Annotated in this window: 19 protein-coding genes; 11 read left to right on the forward strand and 8 right to left on the reverse strand. The window is 65.0% G+C overall.

The genetic code is table 11. The annotated features are described in order from the left end of the window. Nucleotides 1–188: 188 nt before the first annotated feature. Genes MKW15_RS11535 through MKW15_RS11545 form a run of 3 tightly spaced genes read right to left on the reverse strand, consistent with a single transcriptional unit; the run spans nt 189 to nt 3,557 of the window. Complete coding sequence (locus MKW15_RS11535) at nt 189–791, reverse strand: TetR/AcrR family transcriptional regulator (RefSeq protein ID WP_240857765.1); 603 nt, start codon at nt 789–791, stop codon at nt 189–191. Nucleotides 792–804: 13 nt separating this feature from the next. After that, nucleotides 805–2,019 carry a hypothetical protein gene (locus MKW15_RS11540; RefSeq protein ID WP_240857766.1) on the reverse strand — a complete coding sequence of 405 codons (1,215 nt, stop codon included), beginning with the start codon at nt 2,017–2,019 and terminating at the stop codon, nt 805–807. 2 nt (nt 2,020–2,021) lie between these two features. Further along, a complete protein-coding gene (locus MKW15_RS11545) occupies nt 2,022–3,557 on the reverse strand; it encodes an NAD(P)/FAD-dependent oxidoreductase (protein WP_240857767.1) in 1,536 nt (511 codons plus the stop codon). A gap of 130 nt (nt 3,558–3,687) precedes the next feature. On the opposite strand from MKW15_RS11545, the gene MKW15_RS11550 reads away from it, so the two are divergent. Genes MKW15_RS11550 through MKW15_RS11565 form a run of 4 tightly spaced genes read left to right on the forward strand, consistent with a single transcriptional unit; the run spans nt 3,688 to nt 7,039 of the window. Further along, nucleotides 3,688–4,737: an ABC transporter permease gene (locus MKW15_RS11550; protein ID WP_240857768.1), complete on the forward strand. Its 1,050-nt coding sequence runs from the start codon at nt 3,688–3,690 to the stop codon at nt 4,735–4,737. Beyond that, on the forward strand, nt 4,734–5,570 hold the full coding sequence (locus tag MKW15_RS11555) for an ABC transporter ATP-binding protein (RefSeq protein WP_240857769.1): 837 nt from the start codon (nt 4,734–4,736) through the stop codon (nt 5,568–5,570). The genes MKW15_RS11550 and MKW15_RS11555 overlap by 4 nt, the downstream gene beginning before the upstream one ends. After that, entirely contained in the window at nt 5,567–6,430 is an 864-nt protein-coding gene (locus tag MKW15_RS11560) for an ABC transporter ATP-binding protein (RefSeq protein ID WP_240857770.1), read from the forward strand. Before MKW15_RS11555 ends, MKW15_RS11560 begins: the two co-directional genes overlap by 4 nt. Nucleotides 6,431–6,433: 3 nt before the next feature. Continuing rightward, nucleotides 6,434–7,039 carry a TetR/AcrR family transcriptional regulator gene (locus MKW15_RS11565; RefSeq protein WP_240857771.1) on the forward strand — a complete coding sequence of 202 codons (606 nt, stop codon included), beginning with the start codon at nt 6,434–6,436 and terminating at the stop codon, nt 7,037–7,039. Nucleotides 7,040–7,128: 89 nt separating this feature from the next. Here MKW15_RS11565 and MKW15_RS11570 read toward each other — a convergent pair whose 3' ends face one another. Further along, complete coding sequence (locus MKW15_RS11570; RefSeq protein ID WP_240857845.1) at nt 7,129–7,926, reverse strand: aldo/keto reductase; 798 nt, start codon at nt 7,924–7,926, stop codon at nt 7,129–7,131. A gap of 53 nt (nt 7,927–7,979) precedes the next feature. Continuing rightward, entirely contained in the window at nt 7,980–8,375 is a 396-nt protein-coding gene (locus MKW15_RS11575; protein ID WP_240857772.1) for a (R)-mandelonitrile lyase, read from the reverse strand. A gap of 92 nt (nt 8,376–8,467) precedes the next feature. On the opposite strand from MKW15_RS11575, the gene MKW15_RS11580 reads away from it, so the two are divergent. Next, nucleotides 8,468–9,133, forward strand: coding sequence for a TetR/AcrR family transcriptional regulator (locus MKW15_RS11580; protein WP_240857773.1), 666 nt, complete (start codon nt 8,468–8,470; stop codon nt 9,131–9,133). Here MKW15_RS11580 and MKW15_RS11585 read toward each other — a convergent pair. Then, a complete protein-coding gene (locus tag MKW15_RS11585) occupies nt 9,130–9,429 on the reverse strand; it encodes a hypothetical protein (protein WP_240857774.1) in 300 nt (99 codons plus the stop codon). The two genes, MKW15_RS11580 and MKW15_RS11585, sit on opposite strands and share 4 nt — an antisense overlap. 204 nt (nt 9,430–9,633) lie before the next feature. On the opposite strand from MKW15_RS11585, the gene MKW15_RS11590 reads away from it, so the two are divergent. From MKW15_RS11590 to MKW15_RS11600, 3 genes are all read left to right on the forward strand, one after another. After that, nucleotides 9,634–10,611, forward strand: coding sequence for an alpha/beta hydrolase fold domain-containing protein (locus tag MKW15_RS11590; RefSeq protein ID WP_240857775.1), 978 nt, complete (start codon nt 9,634–9,636; stop codon nt 10,609–10,611). 43 nt (nt 10,612–10,654) lie between these two features. Continuing rightward, nucleotides 10,655–11,860, forward strand: a complete 1,206-nt coding sequence (gene acmB / locus MKW15_RS11595; protein ID WP_240857776.1) for a methyl acetate hydrolase AcmB — start codon at nt 10,655–10,657, stop codon at nt 11,858–11,860. A 96-nt stretch (nt 11,861–11,956) separates the two neighbouring features. Continuing rightward, nucleotides 11,957–12,982, forward strand: a complete 1,026-nt coding sequence (locus tag MKW15_RS11600) for a CdaR family protein (protein WP_240857777.1) — start codon at nt 11,957–11,959, stop codon at nt 12,980–12,982. Between the two features lie 16 nt (nt 12,983–12,998). Here MKW15_RS11600 and MKW15_RS11605 read toward each other — a convergent pair whose 3' ends face one another. After that, nucleotides 12,999–14,315, reverse strand: a complete 1,317-nt coding sequence (locus MKW15_RS11605) for a vWA domain-containing protein (protein ID WP_240857778.1) — start codon at nt 14,313–14,315, stop codon at nt 12,999–13,001. A 61-nt stretch (nt 14,316–14,376) separates the two neighbouring features. On the opposite strand from MKW15_RS11605, the gene MKW15_RS11610 reads away from it, so the two are divergent. Further along, the gene (locus MKW15_RS11610; protein WP_240857779.1) at nt 14,377–15,324 is read left to right on the forward strand and encodes an NAD(P)-dependent alcohol dehydrogenase; all 948 of its coding nucleotides are present in this window, start codon (nt 14,377–14,379) and stop codon (nt 15,322–15,324) included. A 28-nt stretch (nt 15,325–15,352) separates the two neighbouring features. Here the strand turns inward: MKW15_RS11610 and MKW15_RS11615 are convergent, their stop codons facing one another. Continuing rightward, the gene (locus MKW15_RS11615; protein WP_240857780.1) at nt 15,353–16,030 is read right to left on the reverse strand and encodes a DUF6319 family protein; all 678 of its coding nucleotides are present in this window, start codon (nt 16,028–16,030) and stop codon (nt 15,353–15,355) included. 207 nt (nt 16,031–16,237) lie between these two features. Between MKW15_RS11615 and MKW15_RS11620 the strand changes: the two genes are divergently transcribed. Continuing rightward, nucleotides 16,238–16,855 carry a TetR/AcrR family transcriptional regulator gene (locus tag MKW15_RS11620; RefSeq protein ID WP_240857781.1) on the forward strand — a complete coding sequence of 206 codons (618 nt, stop codon included), beginning with the start codon at nt 16,238–16,240 and terminating at the stop codon, nt 16,853–16,855. Nucleotides 16,856–16,858: 3 nt separating this feature from the next. Next, a complete protein-coding gene (locus MKW15_RS11625; RefSeq protein ID WP_240857782.1) occupies nt 16,859–18,622 on the forward strand; it encodes an oleate hydratase in 1,764 nt (587 codons plus the stop codon). Nucleotides 18,623–18,671 lie beyond the last annotated feature (49 nt).

Genomic DNA, 18,671 nt, shown 5'->3' on the forward strand with positions numbered 1-18,671 from the left:
CTAGCCGAGAGCCTCGAAGGGCCAGTGAGACAAGGCAATTAGACGACCACGTAGCTACGGTCACCAGGGGCTTCGAGGCTCGTCGACTTCGAGACGCTCCATGCTCGTACCTCGCATGGGGCTCCTCAGCCCGGCGGCTAGCGCTCCTCGCACCTCAGCCAGCGGGAGGGGCTCCGCCAGCGGAGACGCTACGACGACGTGCGCGCTCGCGGACACACCCAGGCACGCAAGAACTCTCGCAGTTCGTCGTCGGTACGCGGCGGGTGCGTGGGGTATTGCAGAAAGCTGAGCCAGACGCGCATCACCATCTCGGCAAGCCCCTGCATCGCCGTCTCGTCGTAGCCTTCGGCTTCCCAGTCCACCGACAGCCGGCGAAGCATCGACGCACCGAGCGCAATGGCACCGGCCGTGGTGGCCTCCTTTGTGAAGAACTCGGTCTCCCCGGCGCGCACGAGCAGGCCGATCGCCGGTTCGTCGGGCAGCACCCGCAGGCAGTAGATGATCGTCTCGGTGATCGCGTCCTGCGCTGTGGTGACGTGCGCGAGGTCGACAGCCATGCGATCGAGGAAGTCCTGCGCGCCGGCGGCGGCGACCGCGGCAAGCATGTCGTTGACCGTGGGGAAATACCGGTAGACCGTCTGGCGGGTGACGCCGATCTCGTTGGCCACGTCGGCCAGGGTGGTTTTCTGCGCGCCGTATCGGTCGACGCAGCGGATGGCCGCGTCCAGGATGCGCGACCGCGCCTCTTCCGAGTTTCGCGGCAGGTCACCCTGCCACCCACGTGTTCTCACCCGGACGATTTTCTCATGAGCCGCTGGCCGACGGTGTCGCCGGAGCCGCTTGCTGCTCAATCTCGACCGCAGCGCGTCCACGGAGCAACGCCGCGGTGAGCGATGTCCCGGCGACCACGAAACAGCACACGACGTAGAAGAGGTTGCCAGTCGGTGTGTCATTGACCGTGACCACGTCGGATGCGCCGATGACGTCGGGCAGAGCGGTGATCCACAGAATGGCCAGCACGGCGAGGTAGAGGACCGGGAAGACCCGCAGGAACGGCCGCGCGGTCCGCGCAGCGGTTCCCGACGGATCTCGGCGGTGACGCCACCAATGCGTCACCAGGATGTAGCCGCCGACCAGCCACAGCAGGGCGATCTCGATGCCGAGCACGATCGTCTGGCCGGTCAGGTTGGCGTTCTCGCGGCCGAATACCGCGGTCGGAATGCTGAACAGCGGCATGCAGACGACTGCCAGAGCCCCGGCCACCACGGTGCGCCACGTCAACGACCACCCGCGTGGCGGATTCCCGGCTCGCGTGGGGTCGGCGACCAGCTTCGCGCAGAAGTAGACGAGGACACCGAACGACACAGAAGCGAAGAGCCACACGCTGTTCAAGGGCACCGAGTCCATCAACGGAACCGCCGACGGGTTGCCGAGTTTGGCGGAGTCAGGTCCGTAGAACGGCTCGTCGACGTTCCAGGCCCACCACTTCAGTTGCGGTCCCAGCTGATCGAAGATCTCGTAGAACGCCTGGTAGACAAGTGCTACACCGACGGCACCCCGCAGCGTGGATCCCTTGCTGCCGTCGAAGATTCCCAGGGCACGCACGATCTCGTAGGCCACCTGACTGAGCGCCGGATAGAACGCAACGATGTACAAGGGTAGCCGGTCGTACATGAACTGCACGGTGAAGACGTTGTGGGAGAACATGAATCCCATCGCGTCTTGCATGCCGAACCACTCCGGGAAGTACAGCGGTGGCTCGATGATGAAAAGGTAGACGAGTCCACCGAACCACAGCGCGAGGTTGGTGGCGTCACCATCGTTGCGCAGGCGCCGGATCGCGTGGACGAGTGCGAGGATCGCGCCCACAACGATCGTCAGCTCCAGCACAGGCAGCGTCCAGTTGTCGAGGCCAAATGGATTCCGGAGTGTGACAAATGGATTGGAGTCCTGACAGTCGAAGCCCAGGTAGCGGGTGATGATGTAGGCGGGTGATCCGGTGTCGCACGATACCGCCATGATCAGACCACCTGCACGCGCGGGAGCACCGTGGCCGGGCCACCCGGCTGGGGCCGGCCATCGCGATAGATGTCCGACGGCGGGTCGGCTTGCGGATCGAATCCGATCGGCAGCCGGTTGCGACCCACTGCACGTTTGATGGCAAACCTGGCCAGCCCGAACAGCACTCGCGGACTGGTCACCATCGCGGTGACCGGTTGTTCGAGGTTGAACACCGCGGTGAAGGCACTCTCCACCGCTTTGTCCTCACGACTCGTCGCCGAGATCAGGTTGAAGATCGGCCATCCCGCGCGGGCGGCGATGCGCTGGCGCCAGCGGGGCGCGATCTCGGTTCCTTCGGCGTTCTCGTAGCCATGGTCTCGGGCCAGCGCGAGAACCCAGATGTCGTCCAGCAATTCGCGTTGCGCCGCGAAGTATCGCTGCGGGAAGGCGGCGTCGAGCAGGGCCTGACCGCGACGCAGCTCGACGTCGAGCATGTCGCTCAGCAGGACGGCGCTCTTGGCAGCCGACGTCATCCCCTGTGCGTAAAAGGGATTGAAGCCACAGATCGCATCACCGAGGACGATGAGGCCGGCGGGCGGGTTCTCGAGCTCGTCGAAACGACGCCGCTTGTTGCCGGTCGACTTGGTGACGAACACCTTCGACAGTGGCTCACACAACGCCATGATCTTGGCGAAGACGGGGGTCCGGAGCCGAGTGGCGGCGTCGTAGAAGTCGTTCTCCTTGCGCGGCATCGGGTGCCCCCAGGAGCCCATGGTCACGAGCACTCGGTCGCCTTCGATCGGGAAGATCTGGCACAGGAAGTCGTGTTCAGGCGGGTGCGGACCGGTGTCGCTGGTCGGCATCACCGACAGTTGGTGCCACCACCAGGACTCCGGCAGATCGGCCGGTTTCTGGAACCACTGGGTGGTGTAGGTGACCCCGGCGTCGAGCGATTGCACCGGCGCCTCCGGCCAGCCCGCCTTGACCAGCCAGTCCGACACGAGCGATCCGCGACCGAGCGTGTCGACAACGAGGTCACCCTCGATCAGCCGACGGTCGGGGCCGTCGTCACCGCCGGTCGCCCACACGCCGGTGACCCGGCCGCCCGACTCGGCGTCACCGACGATCTCGATGCCCTCGACGTTGACGCCCTCGACGACGTGAACATTCCTGAGCTCACGCAGCTTGCCGCGCAAGGTGCGCTCGATCAGCAGCCGCGACGCATACACCATGGTCATGGTGCTTTCCTGCCGCGGAATCCAGCCGCTGCCTTCGCAATGCGCGGCCGCCATCGACGGCATGAGATGCATTCCTCCGGCGTCGATCAAAGCGTCTTCGTAGCCGGGGAAGAGGGTGTCCATCGCGCGGCGACCCGCGTTGAGCAGGAAGTGCGGGTGCTTGCTCTGTGGCACTCCGCGCCGATGCTCGGCGTCGTCGGGTATGAGGTCGCGTTCGAGCACGACGACCTCGTCGAAATACGGCGCCAGCGCACCGGCCGCGCACATCCCCGCAACACTGCCGCCCATCACGACAGCACGCCCACCCAGTAGCCCCATCCCAGCCTCCGCGTTACGCCATACATCAATTGGATGGTGTATGACCATAGGCAGCGGTGCCGACGGGAGTCAATGAGGAAATATTCAACAACTGGTGACATTCTCCCGCTTGAGTCTTAAGCTCAAGTGCATGCGTGCGATGATTCTCAAAGAGTTCCGCGAGTTGCGGCGCGATCCGCGCACGCTCGCGATGTTGATTGCGCTCCCGTTGCTGCTGCTGGTCATATTCGGTTACGCCGCAAACTTTTTCGTCTCCTCGACGGAAACGGCGGTCGTCGGTCCACAAGCCCAGCAGGTGGCCGACCAACTGCCGTCGTACTTCGACGTCAAGACCATCGAGCCCGGCGACACCGAGCAGGACGCGGTGAACCTGTTGAAGGAGAACAAGGTTGACGTCGCGATCGTCACCGGACAGACACCGGCTCTGGCGTTGGTCGACGGCTCCAATCTGTTCTCGGCCCAGTCCACGGTTGCCGCCCTCAACAAGGCCGGCAACATGGTGAAGACGCAGGTGCTGTTCAATCCCGACCTGAAGACCTCCTGGGTGATGGTGCCCGCGATCATCGGGCTGATCCTCACCTTCATCGGAACCATCGTCACCAGCATCGGCCTGGTGCGCGAAAGAGAAGCGGGCACACTGGAACAGCTGGCCGTCATGCCCATCAAACCCAGCCAGGTGATCCTGGGCAAGATCGCCCCCTACTTCCTGCTCGCGGCGATCGACATGATCATCGTGACCCTGTTGGGTATGTGGCTGTTCGGTGTTCCCTTCAACGGAAATGTGTTGACGTTCGCGCTCGGCGGCGGGATCTTCTTGTTCGTCGTACTAGGCCTCGGCGTGCTGATATCGACGATCTCGCAAACCACCGGCCAGGCAATTCAAACGGCTTTCTTCTTCCTGTTACCCCAGATCCTCCTGTCGGGCATGATCTTTCCGCTCGACGCCATGGCCGCCGGCGTGCGCTGGATCGGCTACCTATTGCCGCTGACCTACTTCACGATGATCTCCCAGGGTGTCATGCTCCGAGGCGCGCCGATATCTTCGCTCTGGCTGCCGCTGCTGATTCTGACCGTGATGGCCGTCGTGGTGTTCACCGGAGCGACGTTGCGGTTCCGGCGAGACCTGGCGCCCAATGCACCCAAGGCGCGCAGCGTCACTGCACCGGCCGATGCCTCGTGATCGCCTCGGCCACATCGATATCCGTCCAGTTCGGCGACACAGTAGCACTGGACGGCGTGTCGGTGGAACTGCCCGCCGGCACCGTGGTCGCGGTGGTCGGCGGTGACGGTGCGGGCAAGACCACGCTGCTGCGGGCGTTTGCGCGCAAGGTGATTCCCAACTCGGGACAGGTGACGTCGCCCGACAAGAACGGCCTGGGCTTTCTGCCTGCGGGACCGGGCAATTGGGGTGCGCTGACCGTCCGGCAGAACCTCGATTTCGTCGGCGGTATCTACGGGCTCTCCGGAGCCGAACTGGCCGAACGCCGTGAGGAGATGATCACTCGCGCCGGTCTCGGCGTCGCCGCCGACCGGCTGGCGTCGGCACTGTCCGGTGGCATGCGTCGCAAACTGGCCGCGTCGATGGCCATGATCCACCGCCCGAAGCTGATCATCCTCGACGAACCCAGTACCGGCGTCGATCCGGTCAGCCGAATCGATCTGTGGCGCATGATCTCCGAGTGCGCCGCCGATGGCGCCGCGGTGATCATGTCGACGACCTACCTCGACGAGGCCGAGCGTGCGGGCTCACTCCTGGTACTCGACGGTGGACGCACCCTCGCGCAAGGTTCCTACGACGACGTCCGGGCCGGATTTCGTGGAACCATCACGCGCGCAACCCGACCGGTGCGACCTGAATGGTCGTGGCGTCGTGGCCACGAGCGTCACGAATTCTGGCCCGACGGCTCGACGCCCGCAGACATCGATCCGGGCTCTGTCGTCGAACCCGACCTCGAGGACATCGTCATCTCACTGTCGCTGCAACGACAGCTGGCCGCGGGAGCGCCGGCATGAGCAGCAACGCAGTCATTCGCGCCACATCGGTCACCAAGAGGTTTGGTGACTTCACCGCCGTCGACGACGTCACGATGGACGTCAAGCCCGGCGAGGTCGTCGGGCTGCTCGGAGCCAACGGCGCCGGCAAGACCACCCTGATCCGCATACTCCTGGGACTACTCCGACCCACCGAGGGCACAACCTCCCTGTTCGACGGTCCGCCCGATCGCGACCGGCGCGCACGCCTCGGCTATGTCCCCCAGAACCTCGGTTTGTATCGGGACCTGACCGTCGCCGAGAATCTCGATTTCTCCACCGGAACCTATGGTGTTACAACACCGGCCTTGCCCGACGATCTCCGGTCGCATGCCGACACCCTGGTCGGCGAGCTCCCGCTCGGCGCGCAACGACGGATCGCGTTCCTCGTCGCCCTCGCGCACTCCCCTGCCGCACTTGTGCTCGACGAACCGACCTCGGGGGTCGACGCCCTGTCCCGTGCACGGCTGTGGGACACCATCCGAGGTGAATCCGACAAGGGCACCGGCGTTCTCGTCACCACCCACTACATGGAAGAAGCCCAGGAATGCGACCGGCTGTTGCTGATGTCGTCGGGCAAGCTCGTCGCACACGGCAGCGAAGCCGACATCATCGGCGACACTCGCGCAGTATCGGTGAGCACCGACGACTGGCAGCAGGCCTTCGCGGTCCTGAATGCGGCGAGTGTGCCGGTCATCCTGTCCGGGCGCGCAATTCGCGTCGCCGACACCGACACGGCCAAGCTCGATGCGATCCTCGATCAGGCAGGCATTCCCGCCACCATCACGCCCGTGCCGGCCACCATCGAGGAGAAGATGCTGGTTCTCGCCCGGCACGATTGACCCATGAGCGAACGAAAACGGGGGCGACCGCGCCTCGATGCCGGACGACCGGACTCGCGGGAGGCGATCCTGACCGCAGCCCGAGAGCTGTTCGCCGAACGCGGATTCGACCGAACCACCATGCGCGCCATCGCTTCACGTGCCGGCGTCGACCCCGCCCTGATCCACCACTACTTCGGCAACAAGAACGCACTGACCGTCGAGGCCCTGCGCCCGCAGGTCGACCCGACCGCCGTTCTCGGCGGACTCGACGCCTACGCCCCACATCTCGGAACCGAGTTCGTCACCCGCGTGCTGACGATCTGGGAGAACGACGCCGCGCAGCGCGAACGTGCGATCGCGCTGTTGCGCATCGCCGTCACACACGACGAGGTCGCCGAACGGATGCGTGCTTTCTTCATCGGGATGGCGACCATGGTGCTCGGTGACTTCGCACTCGCCGAGGATCGCGAGCTCCGCATCGCCTTGATCGCCAGCCACGTCCTGGGAATCCTCATGATGCGGTTCGTCTTGCGCCAACCCGACATTGCCGGCGCCGACATCGGCGACCTCGCCGCCCGCATGGGTCCCGCGATCGATCACTATCTGACCGGCGGCACCGCCGTGTGAGCTAGATCGGCCATATCTTCACCTGATTGCGTAACTGAGGATATGGGCAACGGATACCTTCACTCGACACCGGCCGGCCGCTACTCACGTCACTTCCCGCTGAAGACCGGGAATGCGCCCGCTTCGCCGTAGTCCCGAATGTGCATGCCGCGCAGCGTGTTCATGTCCTCGGCGGAGATCGTGAAGTCGACTTGCGCGTTGCTCCGCATGTGCTCGGGATTGGCGGTCTTCGGCAGAGACACCGCCCCCAGCTGCAGTGTGTAGCGGATGCACAGCTGGGGCACCGTGACGTCGTAGCGCTCGGCAATCGCGACGATGTCCGGATTGTGGAGGATCTCACCGTGGCCAATCGGTGAATACGCCTCGACGAGAATGCCTTTCCCGTCGCAGTAGGCAATGAGCTCGGCCGGGGTGTTGCCCGCGTGCACAAGGATCTGGTTGACGTGCGGCGCTACCGTGCTGGCCGCCAGGATGCTGTCGAGATCGTGCTCCTCGAAGTTGGAGACCCCGATCGACCGGAGCTGTCCCGCCTTGTGGGCGTCCTCGAGCGCACGCCACGCTTCGCGGTTGCCCTCGGCGTAGTCGCCGCCGCGCCAATCGCCCCACGGCTGCGGGCTGTGGATCAGCATCAGGTCGAGGTAATCGAGCCCCATCGTCGACAGTGATCCTTCGATCGCATTGACGGCGTCGTCGTAGTTCTTGATCTCGGCAGCCAGTTTGCTGGACACGAACAGTTCATCGCGGGCGACACCGCTGGTGCGGACACCTTCACCGACGCCGCGCTCATTGCCGTATGCCTGCGCGGTATCGATGTTGCGGTAGCCGACGTCGACGGCGTCGCGTACCGCCTGGGCGGCCTTGTCGTCGTCGATGAACCACGTCCCCATGCCCAGCTTGGGAATCGTCACGTCGTTGGACAGTGTGTAGGTTTCGTCGAGAATCACGCTGTGTACTCCTCATCGGTGACGTGGTCGAGCCAGGTGACGACCTCGCCGTTCTCGTCGGCCTCCTGCATGGCGACGTGCGCCATGAAGCGGTCGGCTGTCGCGCCGTGCCAATGCTCTTCGCCAGGCTCGATGTAGACCACGTCGCCGGGCCGGATCTCCTGTACGACACCGTCTCGGGTGGCAACGAGGCCGATACCGTCTGTGACGTACAGGGTTTGGCCCTTCGGATGGTGGTGCCAGGCGGTGCGCGCGCCGGGCGAGAACCGGACGTGCGCGCAACCGATGGCTGTCTGTTCATCTGGGTTGCGAATGCCGTCGATCTGGACGGTGCCGGTGAACCAGTCGGCCGGTCCGGCCCCAGTCTGGCCGCCACTCTTGGTGTACTTCATCTCGCGTTCCTCCGTTACCGGATATCGTTGTCCGCTTACCACGATACTCACCAAGCGGATATAGTCAATCCGCTTATGCTAGGGTTCACGTCATGGCACAGGCGGACGCAGCCCGACCGCTCCGCAAGGACGCACAGATCAACCGCGAGCGACTACTGGAAGCCGCCCGAGAGTTGTTCGCCGCGAAGGGTCTTGACGTCACACTGAACGACATCGCCCACCACGCGGGGGTCGGCGTGGGCACGGCTTACCGACGTTTCGCGAACAAGGGCGAGATCATCGACGCGCTCTTCGAGGAGCGACTTCAGGCCGTCGAGGCCGTCGCCCGGGAAGCACTCGATGAACCGGATCCCTGGCTGGCCCTCACCAGTTACCTGCGCCGCACCCTGCAGATGCAGATCGGCGACCGCGGACTCCACCAGATTCTCAGCGACCCAACGCTGGGCGACGAACGCATCAACGACGTCCGCGTCCGCATCGCACCGCTGATCGTCGAACTTGTCGACCGCGCCAAGCAGGCCGGCGTCGTCCGCGACGACTTTGCCCCCACCGACGTCACGTTCATCCAGTCGGCGATGGCGCCGATCATGGACAGCACACGCGACGTCGCACCCGATCTGTACGAGCGCTACCTGACCTTCATTTTCGACGGAATTCGCAGTGACAGACAGTTCTCCCCGCTACCGGCACCCGCGCTGAGTTCCGCGATCACCCACAGCGCGATGACCCGCAAACGTCGCTCGGGGTCCGCTACCTAGCTGGCGGTCCCCCGGTCATCGACGATCGTCATCGTCGGCCACGGCGGTTGCTTGTACACCGCTGCCGAGCCCAGGGTCGCGGCGACAAGTCCGGTGACCACGCCGCTGAGCGCGACCCTCCCCTGATCGACTATCGGCGTCCATGTGGCAGTTCCGTCGCTGATCGTGAATGCGCCCATGGCAACTGGGCGACCGAACAGCCCGCGCCGACTCACCGGGATGAACGTCGTATGCTCGTCGACGGTGATCGGATCACCGAAATGTTCTGAGATGGACGGGATTTCGCCTGAGCTCATGAGTCCTCCTGGTGGACAATCCATCGGGTTCTACGCACGTCGCCCTCAATTTTCGCACAGACGTACGAGGCCGGAAGCTCTCGCCGAAAGTCTCCGCCCCTGGCGGCTGCCCGCACTGCAACCGCCATCTGGCGGTCGACACCACCACCAACTCCGTCGGGTCGGCGGTTTCGGCTGGGTCACATCGTTCCTAGACTGTGTTCCATGACACAGCCCGCCGGCTCGACGGAGAGCGGCCCACCGTTCGACGCCGAGTTGCGGGCCAGCCTCGCCGTTGTGGGCGGCACTTTTCCACCCACGGTGACGCCGGACCTCATCGGGTTCATGCGGCAGTCCTATGCCTCACGCCCGTTGGCCGACACTATGCGGGGACGAGCCGTCGCACATCGAGAAGCGACCATCGAGGGATTTCGGGGCGACCCGGTCACCCTATCCATCTTCACTCCGCTCGGGATGACGTCGCGGCGGCCGGCCATCGTCTACGCCCACTCCGGCGGATTGATGTTCGGGGATCGCTTCAACGCGCTCGACGCCAGCTTGGATTGGGTGGAAAAGCTTGGTGCAGTGCTGATCTCGACCGAGTACCGATTGGCTCCAGAGTTCGCCGATCCATATGCGCGCGAAGACATGTACGCGACCCTCGACTGGGCCGCCCGCAATGCCGAGCGCGTCGGCATCGATCGGCGTCGACTCCTGGTCGCGGGAGCCAGTTCCGGTGGTGGTCTCGCGGCGGGGTTGGCGTTGGCCGCACGTGACCGCGACGGACCGGCCATCCGCGGCCAGTTGCTGTCCTACCCGATGCTCGATGACCGCGGGATCGCGCCATCCACACAGCAGTTCGACGGCGTCGGGGTGTGGGATCGGGTGTCCAACGAAACCGGTTGGCAGGCCTACCTTCAGGATGCATATCGAACCGACGCAGTGTCGCCATATGCGGTTCCCGCGCGGGCGGAGGATCTCCGCGGGCTGCCGCCGGCCTTCCTCGACGTCGGCGATTGCGAGATCTTTCGCGACGAGGTCGTTGCCTACGCCAACAGTTTGTGGGCGGCCGGGGTCAACGCCGAACTCCACGTCTGGCCCGGCGCGTTCCATGCCTGCGACATCTTCGCCCCGCACACCGCGATGGCGAAAGCGATGCTGCACACCCGCTTTTCGTGGGTACAGCGAATGCTCGCCGACTGAACCCCCCACTGATCCACGAGCGTCCCCAATGGAAGGAATAACAATGAGTGCACCCACCATCGACCCGAAGAAGGTCGAAGATGCCGCGAGCGCGGTCATCGCCGCCGCGTCGGCCGGGACGGATCGCGTACCCGGTGTGGTCGCGGGCGTGACCACCGACCGCGAGACCATCGTGCTGGAGTCCTCCGGGCGGCGAGCTCTCGACGAAGACACTCCGATGACCACCGACACGGTCTTCGCGATCTTCTCCACCACCAAGGCGATCACCGGCACCGCGGCGCTGCAACTCGTCGAGCGCGGCCAACTGGATCTCGATGCACCCGCGCGCGAGTACGAGCCGCGACTGGGTGAGGTGTCGGTCATCGACGGATTCGACGACGCCGGACAACCAAGGCTGCGAGCACCGAAGTCGGAAATCACCACCCGTCAACTCCTCACCCACACAGCGGGTTTTGGCTACGACTTCTTCAACGAGACCTACAACCGCCTCGCCACCGAGCACGGCCAACCGAGTATTGTCACCTCGTCGATGGCCTCACTGAGAAGCCCGCTGCTGTTCGACCCGGGCACCGAGTGGGAGTACGGCAGCAACATCGACTGGGCCGGATTGGTCATCGAGGCGATCGCCGGACAGCGACTCGGCGAGGTGGTCACGGAGAACATCCTCGACCCGCTCGGCATGACCGACACCTCGTTCACTCGCAACGACGACATGCGGAGCCGGACCGCCACGATGCACCATCGCAACGCCGACGGCTCGCTGACTCCCGATCATGGCTTCGCACTTCCCGACGACCCCGAGGTGCACATGGGCGGACACGGCCTCTACTCGACCGTGGGCGACTACCTCACATTCATTCGCATGTGGCTCAACGACGGACGCGCGGACTCGGGCGCACAGATTCTCCGACCGGACACTGTGGCCGATGCCGGGCGCAATCACCTCGGCGAGCTGAAGGTGAAGATGCTGCCCGGCGTGATCCCGGCGTTGTCCAACGATGCCGAGTTCTTTCCCGGGATGCCGAAGTCGTGGGCGCTCACATTCATGATCAACGACGAGGACGCGCCGACCGGCCGGCCCGCCGGCGCTCTGGCCTGGGCAGGTCTGGCGAACCTCTACTACTGGATCGACCGGCAGAACAAGATCGGCGGCTACTGGGCGACGCAGATCTTCCCGTTCGCCGACGCGGCATCGGTGGGCGGCTACCTCGATTTCGAGACCGCTGTGTACCGCGCACTCGCGCACTGACCCGGCGCTGCGCGTCGTCGGGCCCGACCGACCTCGGGTACCGGCGACGCGGCGTAGGGTCGACGACATCATCTCGGCCGGACCTCAGGAGGCGTCGTGCAGGAACTCCTCGGTCGGATCGCCGCTCTGGATCCGACCGCAAGTCTCGGTCTGCGGGTCATTGCCTGTTTCGACGAACTCATCGTCGGCCAGGTGAATATTCATGGGCTGCTTGCCACCGCCGCAGCCCTGGCCGGGTGTCCCGCCGGGTGTTCGTTCGGCCCGCGCGTCTCGCCTCTCGGGGAGACACTCGCCGGCGATCCGCCCACTGGCCGACTCAGCCACGGCGTCGACTCCGACGCCGCGGTATGGCTCGAGCGCGCCGGACCCGAGGAAGCCAATGACGCCATCATCCTGGAACGGCTCGCGCTCGCCGTCGGTATCCGGCGGTCCGGCGCCAACCCGGATGCAGCTCGACGCGATATCGCGGTTCTGCTCGGCCGCGACCACCCCGTCGATGAGCGGTCGGAGGCCGCCGCCCGACTCGGACTCTCACCGTCGCAGCGGTACCGCGTGTTGACGCAGCCGCTCTTCGCAGAATGGGCGTCGCATCCGAACTGGCCGAGCGATGTCATCTCCACCTCGCTCGGCACGATCCACACGCTGATCGCTCCCGCCTCGGTCACCGCCGGCGACGCGCCGGCCGCGCCCTGCGGGCTCGGGGTGACCGGCGCGATCCCCGATCTGGCGTTGTCGTTCCGCACCGCGCTCATCGCGCTTCGGCTGTGCGAGCGCCCCGCCAGCAGCGCTGTCGATGCCGAACGCTACGGCGGCCTCATCCACATGCTGGCCGAGTCGCCGTCGACGGCGACCAATCCCGACGTCGACCGCCTCGAAACGCTCCTCACCGAGCACACCTGGGCGTCGGCGACGATCGTCGCGGTCATCGAGTCCTCGAGCGCCCGGCAGGCCGCCCGCTCGCTCGACATCCATCATTCGACGATGCAGGTGCGCGTCGAGACCCTCTCGGGTGAGCTCGGATTCGACCCCTTCGACGGTCTGGGCAAGGCCCGCTTGGGAGTCGCCTACCTGGCCTGGCGGATGCGTCATTCCCGCGCGCTGGAGCTTCCGCCACCGCAGTGAGAGTCACGCGGACAGATCAGAGGATGCGGTGACGCTTGGCCTCGGCCACCCACGAGGGAAACTCGGAGAGCAATCGGTCGTAGAGTTCTTCGTCGGGCAGCTTGTCGATGTTGTCGACCGCGAAGAACCCGACGTTGTCGACGAGCCGGCCGGGTAGCGTGTCGAATTTCTCGAGAATCCCGAAGTTGGCGCGGCCGAGACCGACGAACTGCCAGAAGATGGGTTCCGTTACCGCGCTGCGCAATTGGTCTTCGATCTCCTTGTTGCGGTAGACGCCGCCATCGGAGAAGAACAGCACCAGCGTCGGGACTGGCTGAGGGTCCTTGGCGACCAAGGCGCGGACGTCGGCGATCACCTTCTGCTCTTCGTTACCGATGCCGAGGTTCCTCATATCGAGCTGGCCGTTGGCGAGGTTCTTCGAACGCTTGCTGCCCCTGCCGATCTTCATCTGGCCCACCCGCACGTGCAGGCCGATCCATTCCGGCAGGTTACCGATCTCGAAGTCCGGCAAGCGAGCACTGTTGGACGCGAAGATGAAGGCCTGCATGGTCCCGTCGTCGTCGAGCTGTGCGGCAACGGCCGCCATCCGTTCGACGACGCCCGCGACAACACCTTTGGAGTACAGGCCAGACATCGATCCCGACGCGTCGAGGACCAAGATCACCCGGGCCTTGAGTTGCCCGGCGCCACGCTTCTCCAGCGACACCGCGACCTTCTGCTTGCGCAGGTCGAGGCGCTTACGCATGTCGATCGGCAGGCGGTCCATGCCGGGCGTCGACTGTGCAACCGGCGTGGCCGAGGTCGGGATACGTGCGGGTTCGTCGTCGACGCTGACCCCGTGGTCGGTGACCAGCGCAGCGAATCCCCCGGCGTACCCCTGCCCGACCGCCCGAACCTTCCAATGCCCTTGGCGCCGATAGAGATCGAGGGCGATGACGATCGATTCGGTGTCAAGACCGTCGATTCGATACTCGAACAGTACATTTCCGGCCCCGTCCCAGAGCCACGCGACGGGTGCCGCATGGTTGCCGAAGCGGCCCGCCGCGTCGTCGAGGGTGATGACGGTCCGCACCTGACTGATCTCGGCCGGGATGCCGGAAAGCGCGATGGCCAGGGTGGCCGGTTGTCCGGCCTGCGCCAGGTGCAGGCGAACTCCGGGGCCGGCGAGCTGGTTGTAGAAGACGAAATCGTGGTCGCCGCGAACGGTTCCCGCGTCCGTGACGAGAAGCGCGGACAGGTCGGCTGCGGCGTCGAGGGTGAGCGTCACCGCCACGTCTGACACTGTCAGCGGTGCGTTCTGACCTTTGCTCAGTACCTGGTGCGTGCCGGTCACGACTGCAGGATAGTCGAGACGACACCTCAACGATCGCCTGCGCGGGCGTACCATCGACGCCATGCGCGCCGTCGTGTACGACCGCTACGGGATGCCCGACGTCCTGAGAGTCGACGAGATCCCGATTCCCACACCCGCGGCAGGGCAGGTGCGGGTCAAAGTGGCCGCCACCTCGATCAACCTCAGCGACTGGGAGTGTCTGACCGGCTATCCCGCGTACGCACGGATGGGTGGGCTGCGGCGGCCGGGCAAGCACATCCTCGGTTCGGACATCGCCGGCTGGGTCGACGATGTGGGTGCGGGCGTCACCCGGTTCCGGCCTGGTGACGAGGTGTACGGCGATAACATGCGCCTCAAGGGCGGCTTCGCCGAGTACGCGACCGTCGACGAGAAAGCATTGGCCCACAAGCCATCCGAGCTGACCTTCGTCGAGGCGTCGACGATCCCGCAGGCTGGACCGATCGCCCTTCAGGGCACTGCGGGCGCCACCGACGGATGCCGAGTTCTGATCAACGGCGGCGGGGGCGGTTCGGGCGCCTTCGCGATCCAACTCGCCAAGCAGGCCGGTGCTCATGTCACCGCTGTGGACAACGCCGGCAAACTCGACTTCATGCGATCAGTCGGTGCCGACGCGGTGATCGACTACCGTACAACGGATTTCACCGAGGACAGCCACGACCTGATCCTCGACCTCGTCGCCCACCGCTCGGTGTTCGCGTATCGCCGGGCGCTGTCACGCGGCGGGCGATACCGGTGCGTTGGCGGATCAGTACCCACCTTGGTGCGGCTGCTCACTGCGGGCTTCGTCGTCGGCCCTGTCAGCGGGCGTCGAATCGGTGTCCTCGCAGTACGTCCCGGGCCGCAGTACTTCGAACCGCTGGCAACGCTGTGCAGCGCTGGCGAGATCGCGATCCACGTGGAACGCACCTACGGCCTCGACGAGGTTCCCGAGGCGCTGTCACATGTGGGCAACGGCCACGCGCTCGGCAAGGTCGTGGTCACGCCGTAGCGGCGTCAACCCCGCTGACCTCACGACGTCAGTCACCGTCCAGGTCGGCCAACGCGGCCCTCGCATTCTCGAGTTCTTGGCTGAGTTCGGCGACCCGCTTCTGCGCCGCCTCCCGTGCCGACGCGATGACACCGTCGACAGCGGCAATCGCCGCATCGTCGCCGAGTTCACGCACGGCCCGAGCCACCCGATCCGCGGTGACCTCCACCGGTTTTCCCTGCTTCTTCGCGCCGCGCGACACCGACACCGTCCACGTGCTCGCGCCTGCAGAGGTGACCGTCACACTCACCGCCGCCGTTGATTCCTTGCTGCGACGCGAAGACGCTTTCGCCGGAACGGGTTTCGGACTCGGCGAACTCACTACCTCGGGCGCGGGCGCAGGTGAGGATGCGGGCGTGGCGACCGGCGTCGATTCCCCTCGAGACTGCCGGGGGGTTGACGGCTTTGCCGGCGCCCGGGTAGGCGCCTGGGAGCGAGTCCTATTCAGCTCGTTCGCCTCGAACGGCAACTCGTCGTCGACGCCCTTGGGCCGCACCGTGACGGTCGACCCGTCGACGCCGACGACACGCGCAGACGCGCCTGCCTCGAGCCCCAGGGACACCATCGGCTCTCGCAGGTACACGGTGACACGTTTGCCCGCTTCCACCCCCGCCGCCAACGCGACCAGGTCGTCGGCGGTCAATCCATTCACCTTCTGCACACTCACCGATCCATCTTCGCACACATGTGCGATGGGCGGGGCCGACGCCTCTCACACCTTCGGTTGGCCATGGACATTCGGAAAAAACTGAGTACGCTCATTAATGAGCACAGTCATTATCGTCCACGACCGGATCACCGTCCCGGGTAGCGATCCACGGAGGAGTTTGCAGTGCCGGACACGTCACCATCGGCAGGACTTCGCGAACGCAACATGCGCGACAAGCAGGAACGGATATTCCGTTCTGCTGCAGGACTCTTTTCTGATCACGGGTTCGAGTCGGTGTCGACGAACGAAATCGCGAAGAAGGCCGGCGTCGCATCCGGAACGGTCTTCCGATACGCGGCCACCAAGGGCGAGTTGCTACTGATGGTTCTCAACAAGGAGCTGGGCCAGGCGATCGCGGCCGGAGCCCAGCGGGCCACATCTCTGCCCGATACTTCGGCGGCCATCACAGCGATGATTGTCCCCATCCTGGAGTATGCGGTCGCGCACCCCGAAAACGGGCGGGCCTACCAGCGCGAATTGTTGTTCGGCGACCCGTCCGACCGATACCGCGCCGAGGGGCTTGCACTCGTTCTCAAGCTGCAGAACACCATCGCCGAAAGATTGATGGCCGACGCGGAAAAGGCGGGGCTGCAACCAGATCCGAATGCAGCTCTACTGGTAGGCAACATGATCTTCGGAGTCGTGCATCTGACGCTGGCGCGCCCGAGTACCGGCGCGCATCCCGACCGGGACCCGGTGACCGACATCCGGAACCAGATCGATGCTGCCACGGCCGGCTACCTCCACCGCCTACCGCCCATCAGCCCCACGAAAGGAAGCTGAATCATGCAGTACACCAACGGAAACTACGAGGCATTCGCCCGTCCCCGCAAGCCGGCCGGAGTCGACGACAAGTCGGCCTGGTTCGTCGGTGCCGGACTGTCGTCACTGTCGGGCGCGGCATTCCTCATCCGTGACGGACGGATGGCCGGGGATCGGATCACCATTCTCGAACGTCTCACGCTGCCCGGCGGCGCGCTCGACGGCATCAAGGAACCCGAGAAGGGCTTCGTGATCAGGGGCGGTCGCGAGATGGAAAACCACTTCGAATGTCTCTGGGACCTGTTCCGCTCGATCCCGTCGCTGGAGATCGACGGCGCCAGCGTGCTCGACGAATTCTATTGGCTCAACAAGGACGACCCCAACTATTCACTGCAACGCGCCACCGTGGAGCAAGGCAAGGACGCGCACACCGACGGGCTGTTCACCCTCTCGGAAAAGGCACAGAAGGACATCATCAAGATCTTCCTCGCGACCCGCGAGGAGATGGAGAACAAACGCATCGATGAGGTCTTCTCCCAGGAGTTCCTGGACTCCAACTTCTGGCTCTACTGGCGCACCATGTTCGCGTTCGAGGAATGGCACTCCGCGCTGGAGATGAAGCTCTACCTGCATCGGTTCATCCACCACATCGGTGGTCTGCCCGACTTCTCGGCGCTGAAATTCACCAAGTACAACCAGTACGAATCGCTGGTCCTGCCGCTCTACACCTGGCTGCTCGATCAGGGCGTCACGTTCCGATTCGACACCGAGGTCACCGACGTCGACTTCGACATCCACGGTGAGCGCAAGCAAGCCACCTACCTTCACTGGGTCGACGCCGACGGAGATGAGGGCGGCACATCGTTGACCGAGAACGATCTTCTCTTCATGACCATCGGGTCGCTCACCGAGAACTCCGACAACGGCGATCATCACACCCCCGCCGCGCTCGACGAGGGACCCGCGCCCGCGTGGGACCTGTGGCGTCGCATCGCCGCCAAGGACCCGTCGTTCGGCCGCCCCGATGTCTTCGGCGGCCACATCCCGGAGACCAAATGGGAGTCGGCCACCGTCACTACCCTCGACCGCCGGATTCCGGCCTACATCGAGAAGATCTGCAAGCGAGACCCGTTCAGCGGCAGGGTCGTAACGGGTGGCATCGTCACGGCGAAGGACTCCCGTTGGCTGATGAGCTGGACGGTCAACCGGCAGCCCCACTTCAAGCAGCAGCCCGCCGACCAGATCGTGGTGTGGGTCTATGCGCTGTTCGTGGACGAGCCCGGCGACTATGTCACCAAGACGATGCAAGAGTGCACCGGCGAGGAGATCACCCAGGAGTGGCTGTACCACCTGGGCGTTCCGGTCGAGGACATTCCCGAGTTGGCGGCGAACGGCGCCAAGACGGTGCCGGTGATGATGCCGTACGTGACTTCGTTCTTCATGCCTCGTCAGGCCGGCGACCGCCCCGACGTGGTGCCGGCAGGTGCGGTGAACTTCGCCTTCATCGGGCAGTTCGCCGAATCGGCACAGCGCGATTGCATCTTCACCACCGAGTACTCGGTCCGCACGCCGATGGAAGCCGTGTACACCTTGCTCGACATCGAGCGTGGTGTCCCGGAGGTGTTCAACTCCACCTACGACGTGCGGGCGCTGCTGGCCGCGACCAGCCGGTTGCGCGACGGCGAGGAGGTCGGTCTGCCAGGGCCGCAGTTCCTGCGCAACAAGCTGATCGGCAAGCTCAACGAGACCCAGATCGGGCAGCTCCTCTCCGAGAACCACATCCTCTGAGCATGCCCGCCTGACCCACCACCACCTCCTGCGTCCCGGCGAATGCCAT

This window comes from Gordonia gummivorans, from assembly GCF_022513585.1.
Lineage (GTDB): Bacteria > Actinomycetota > Actinomycetes > Mycobacteriales > Mycobacteriaceae > Gordonia.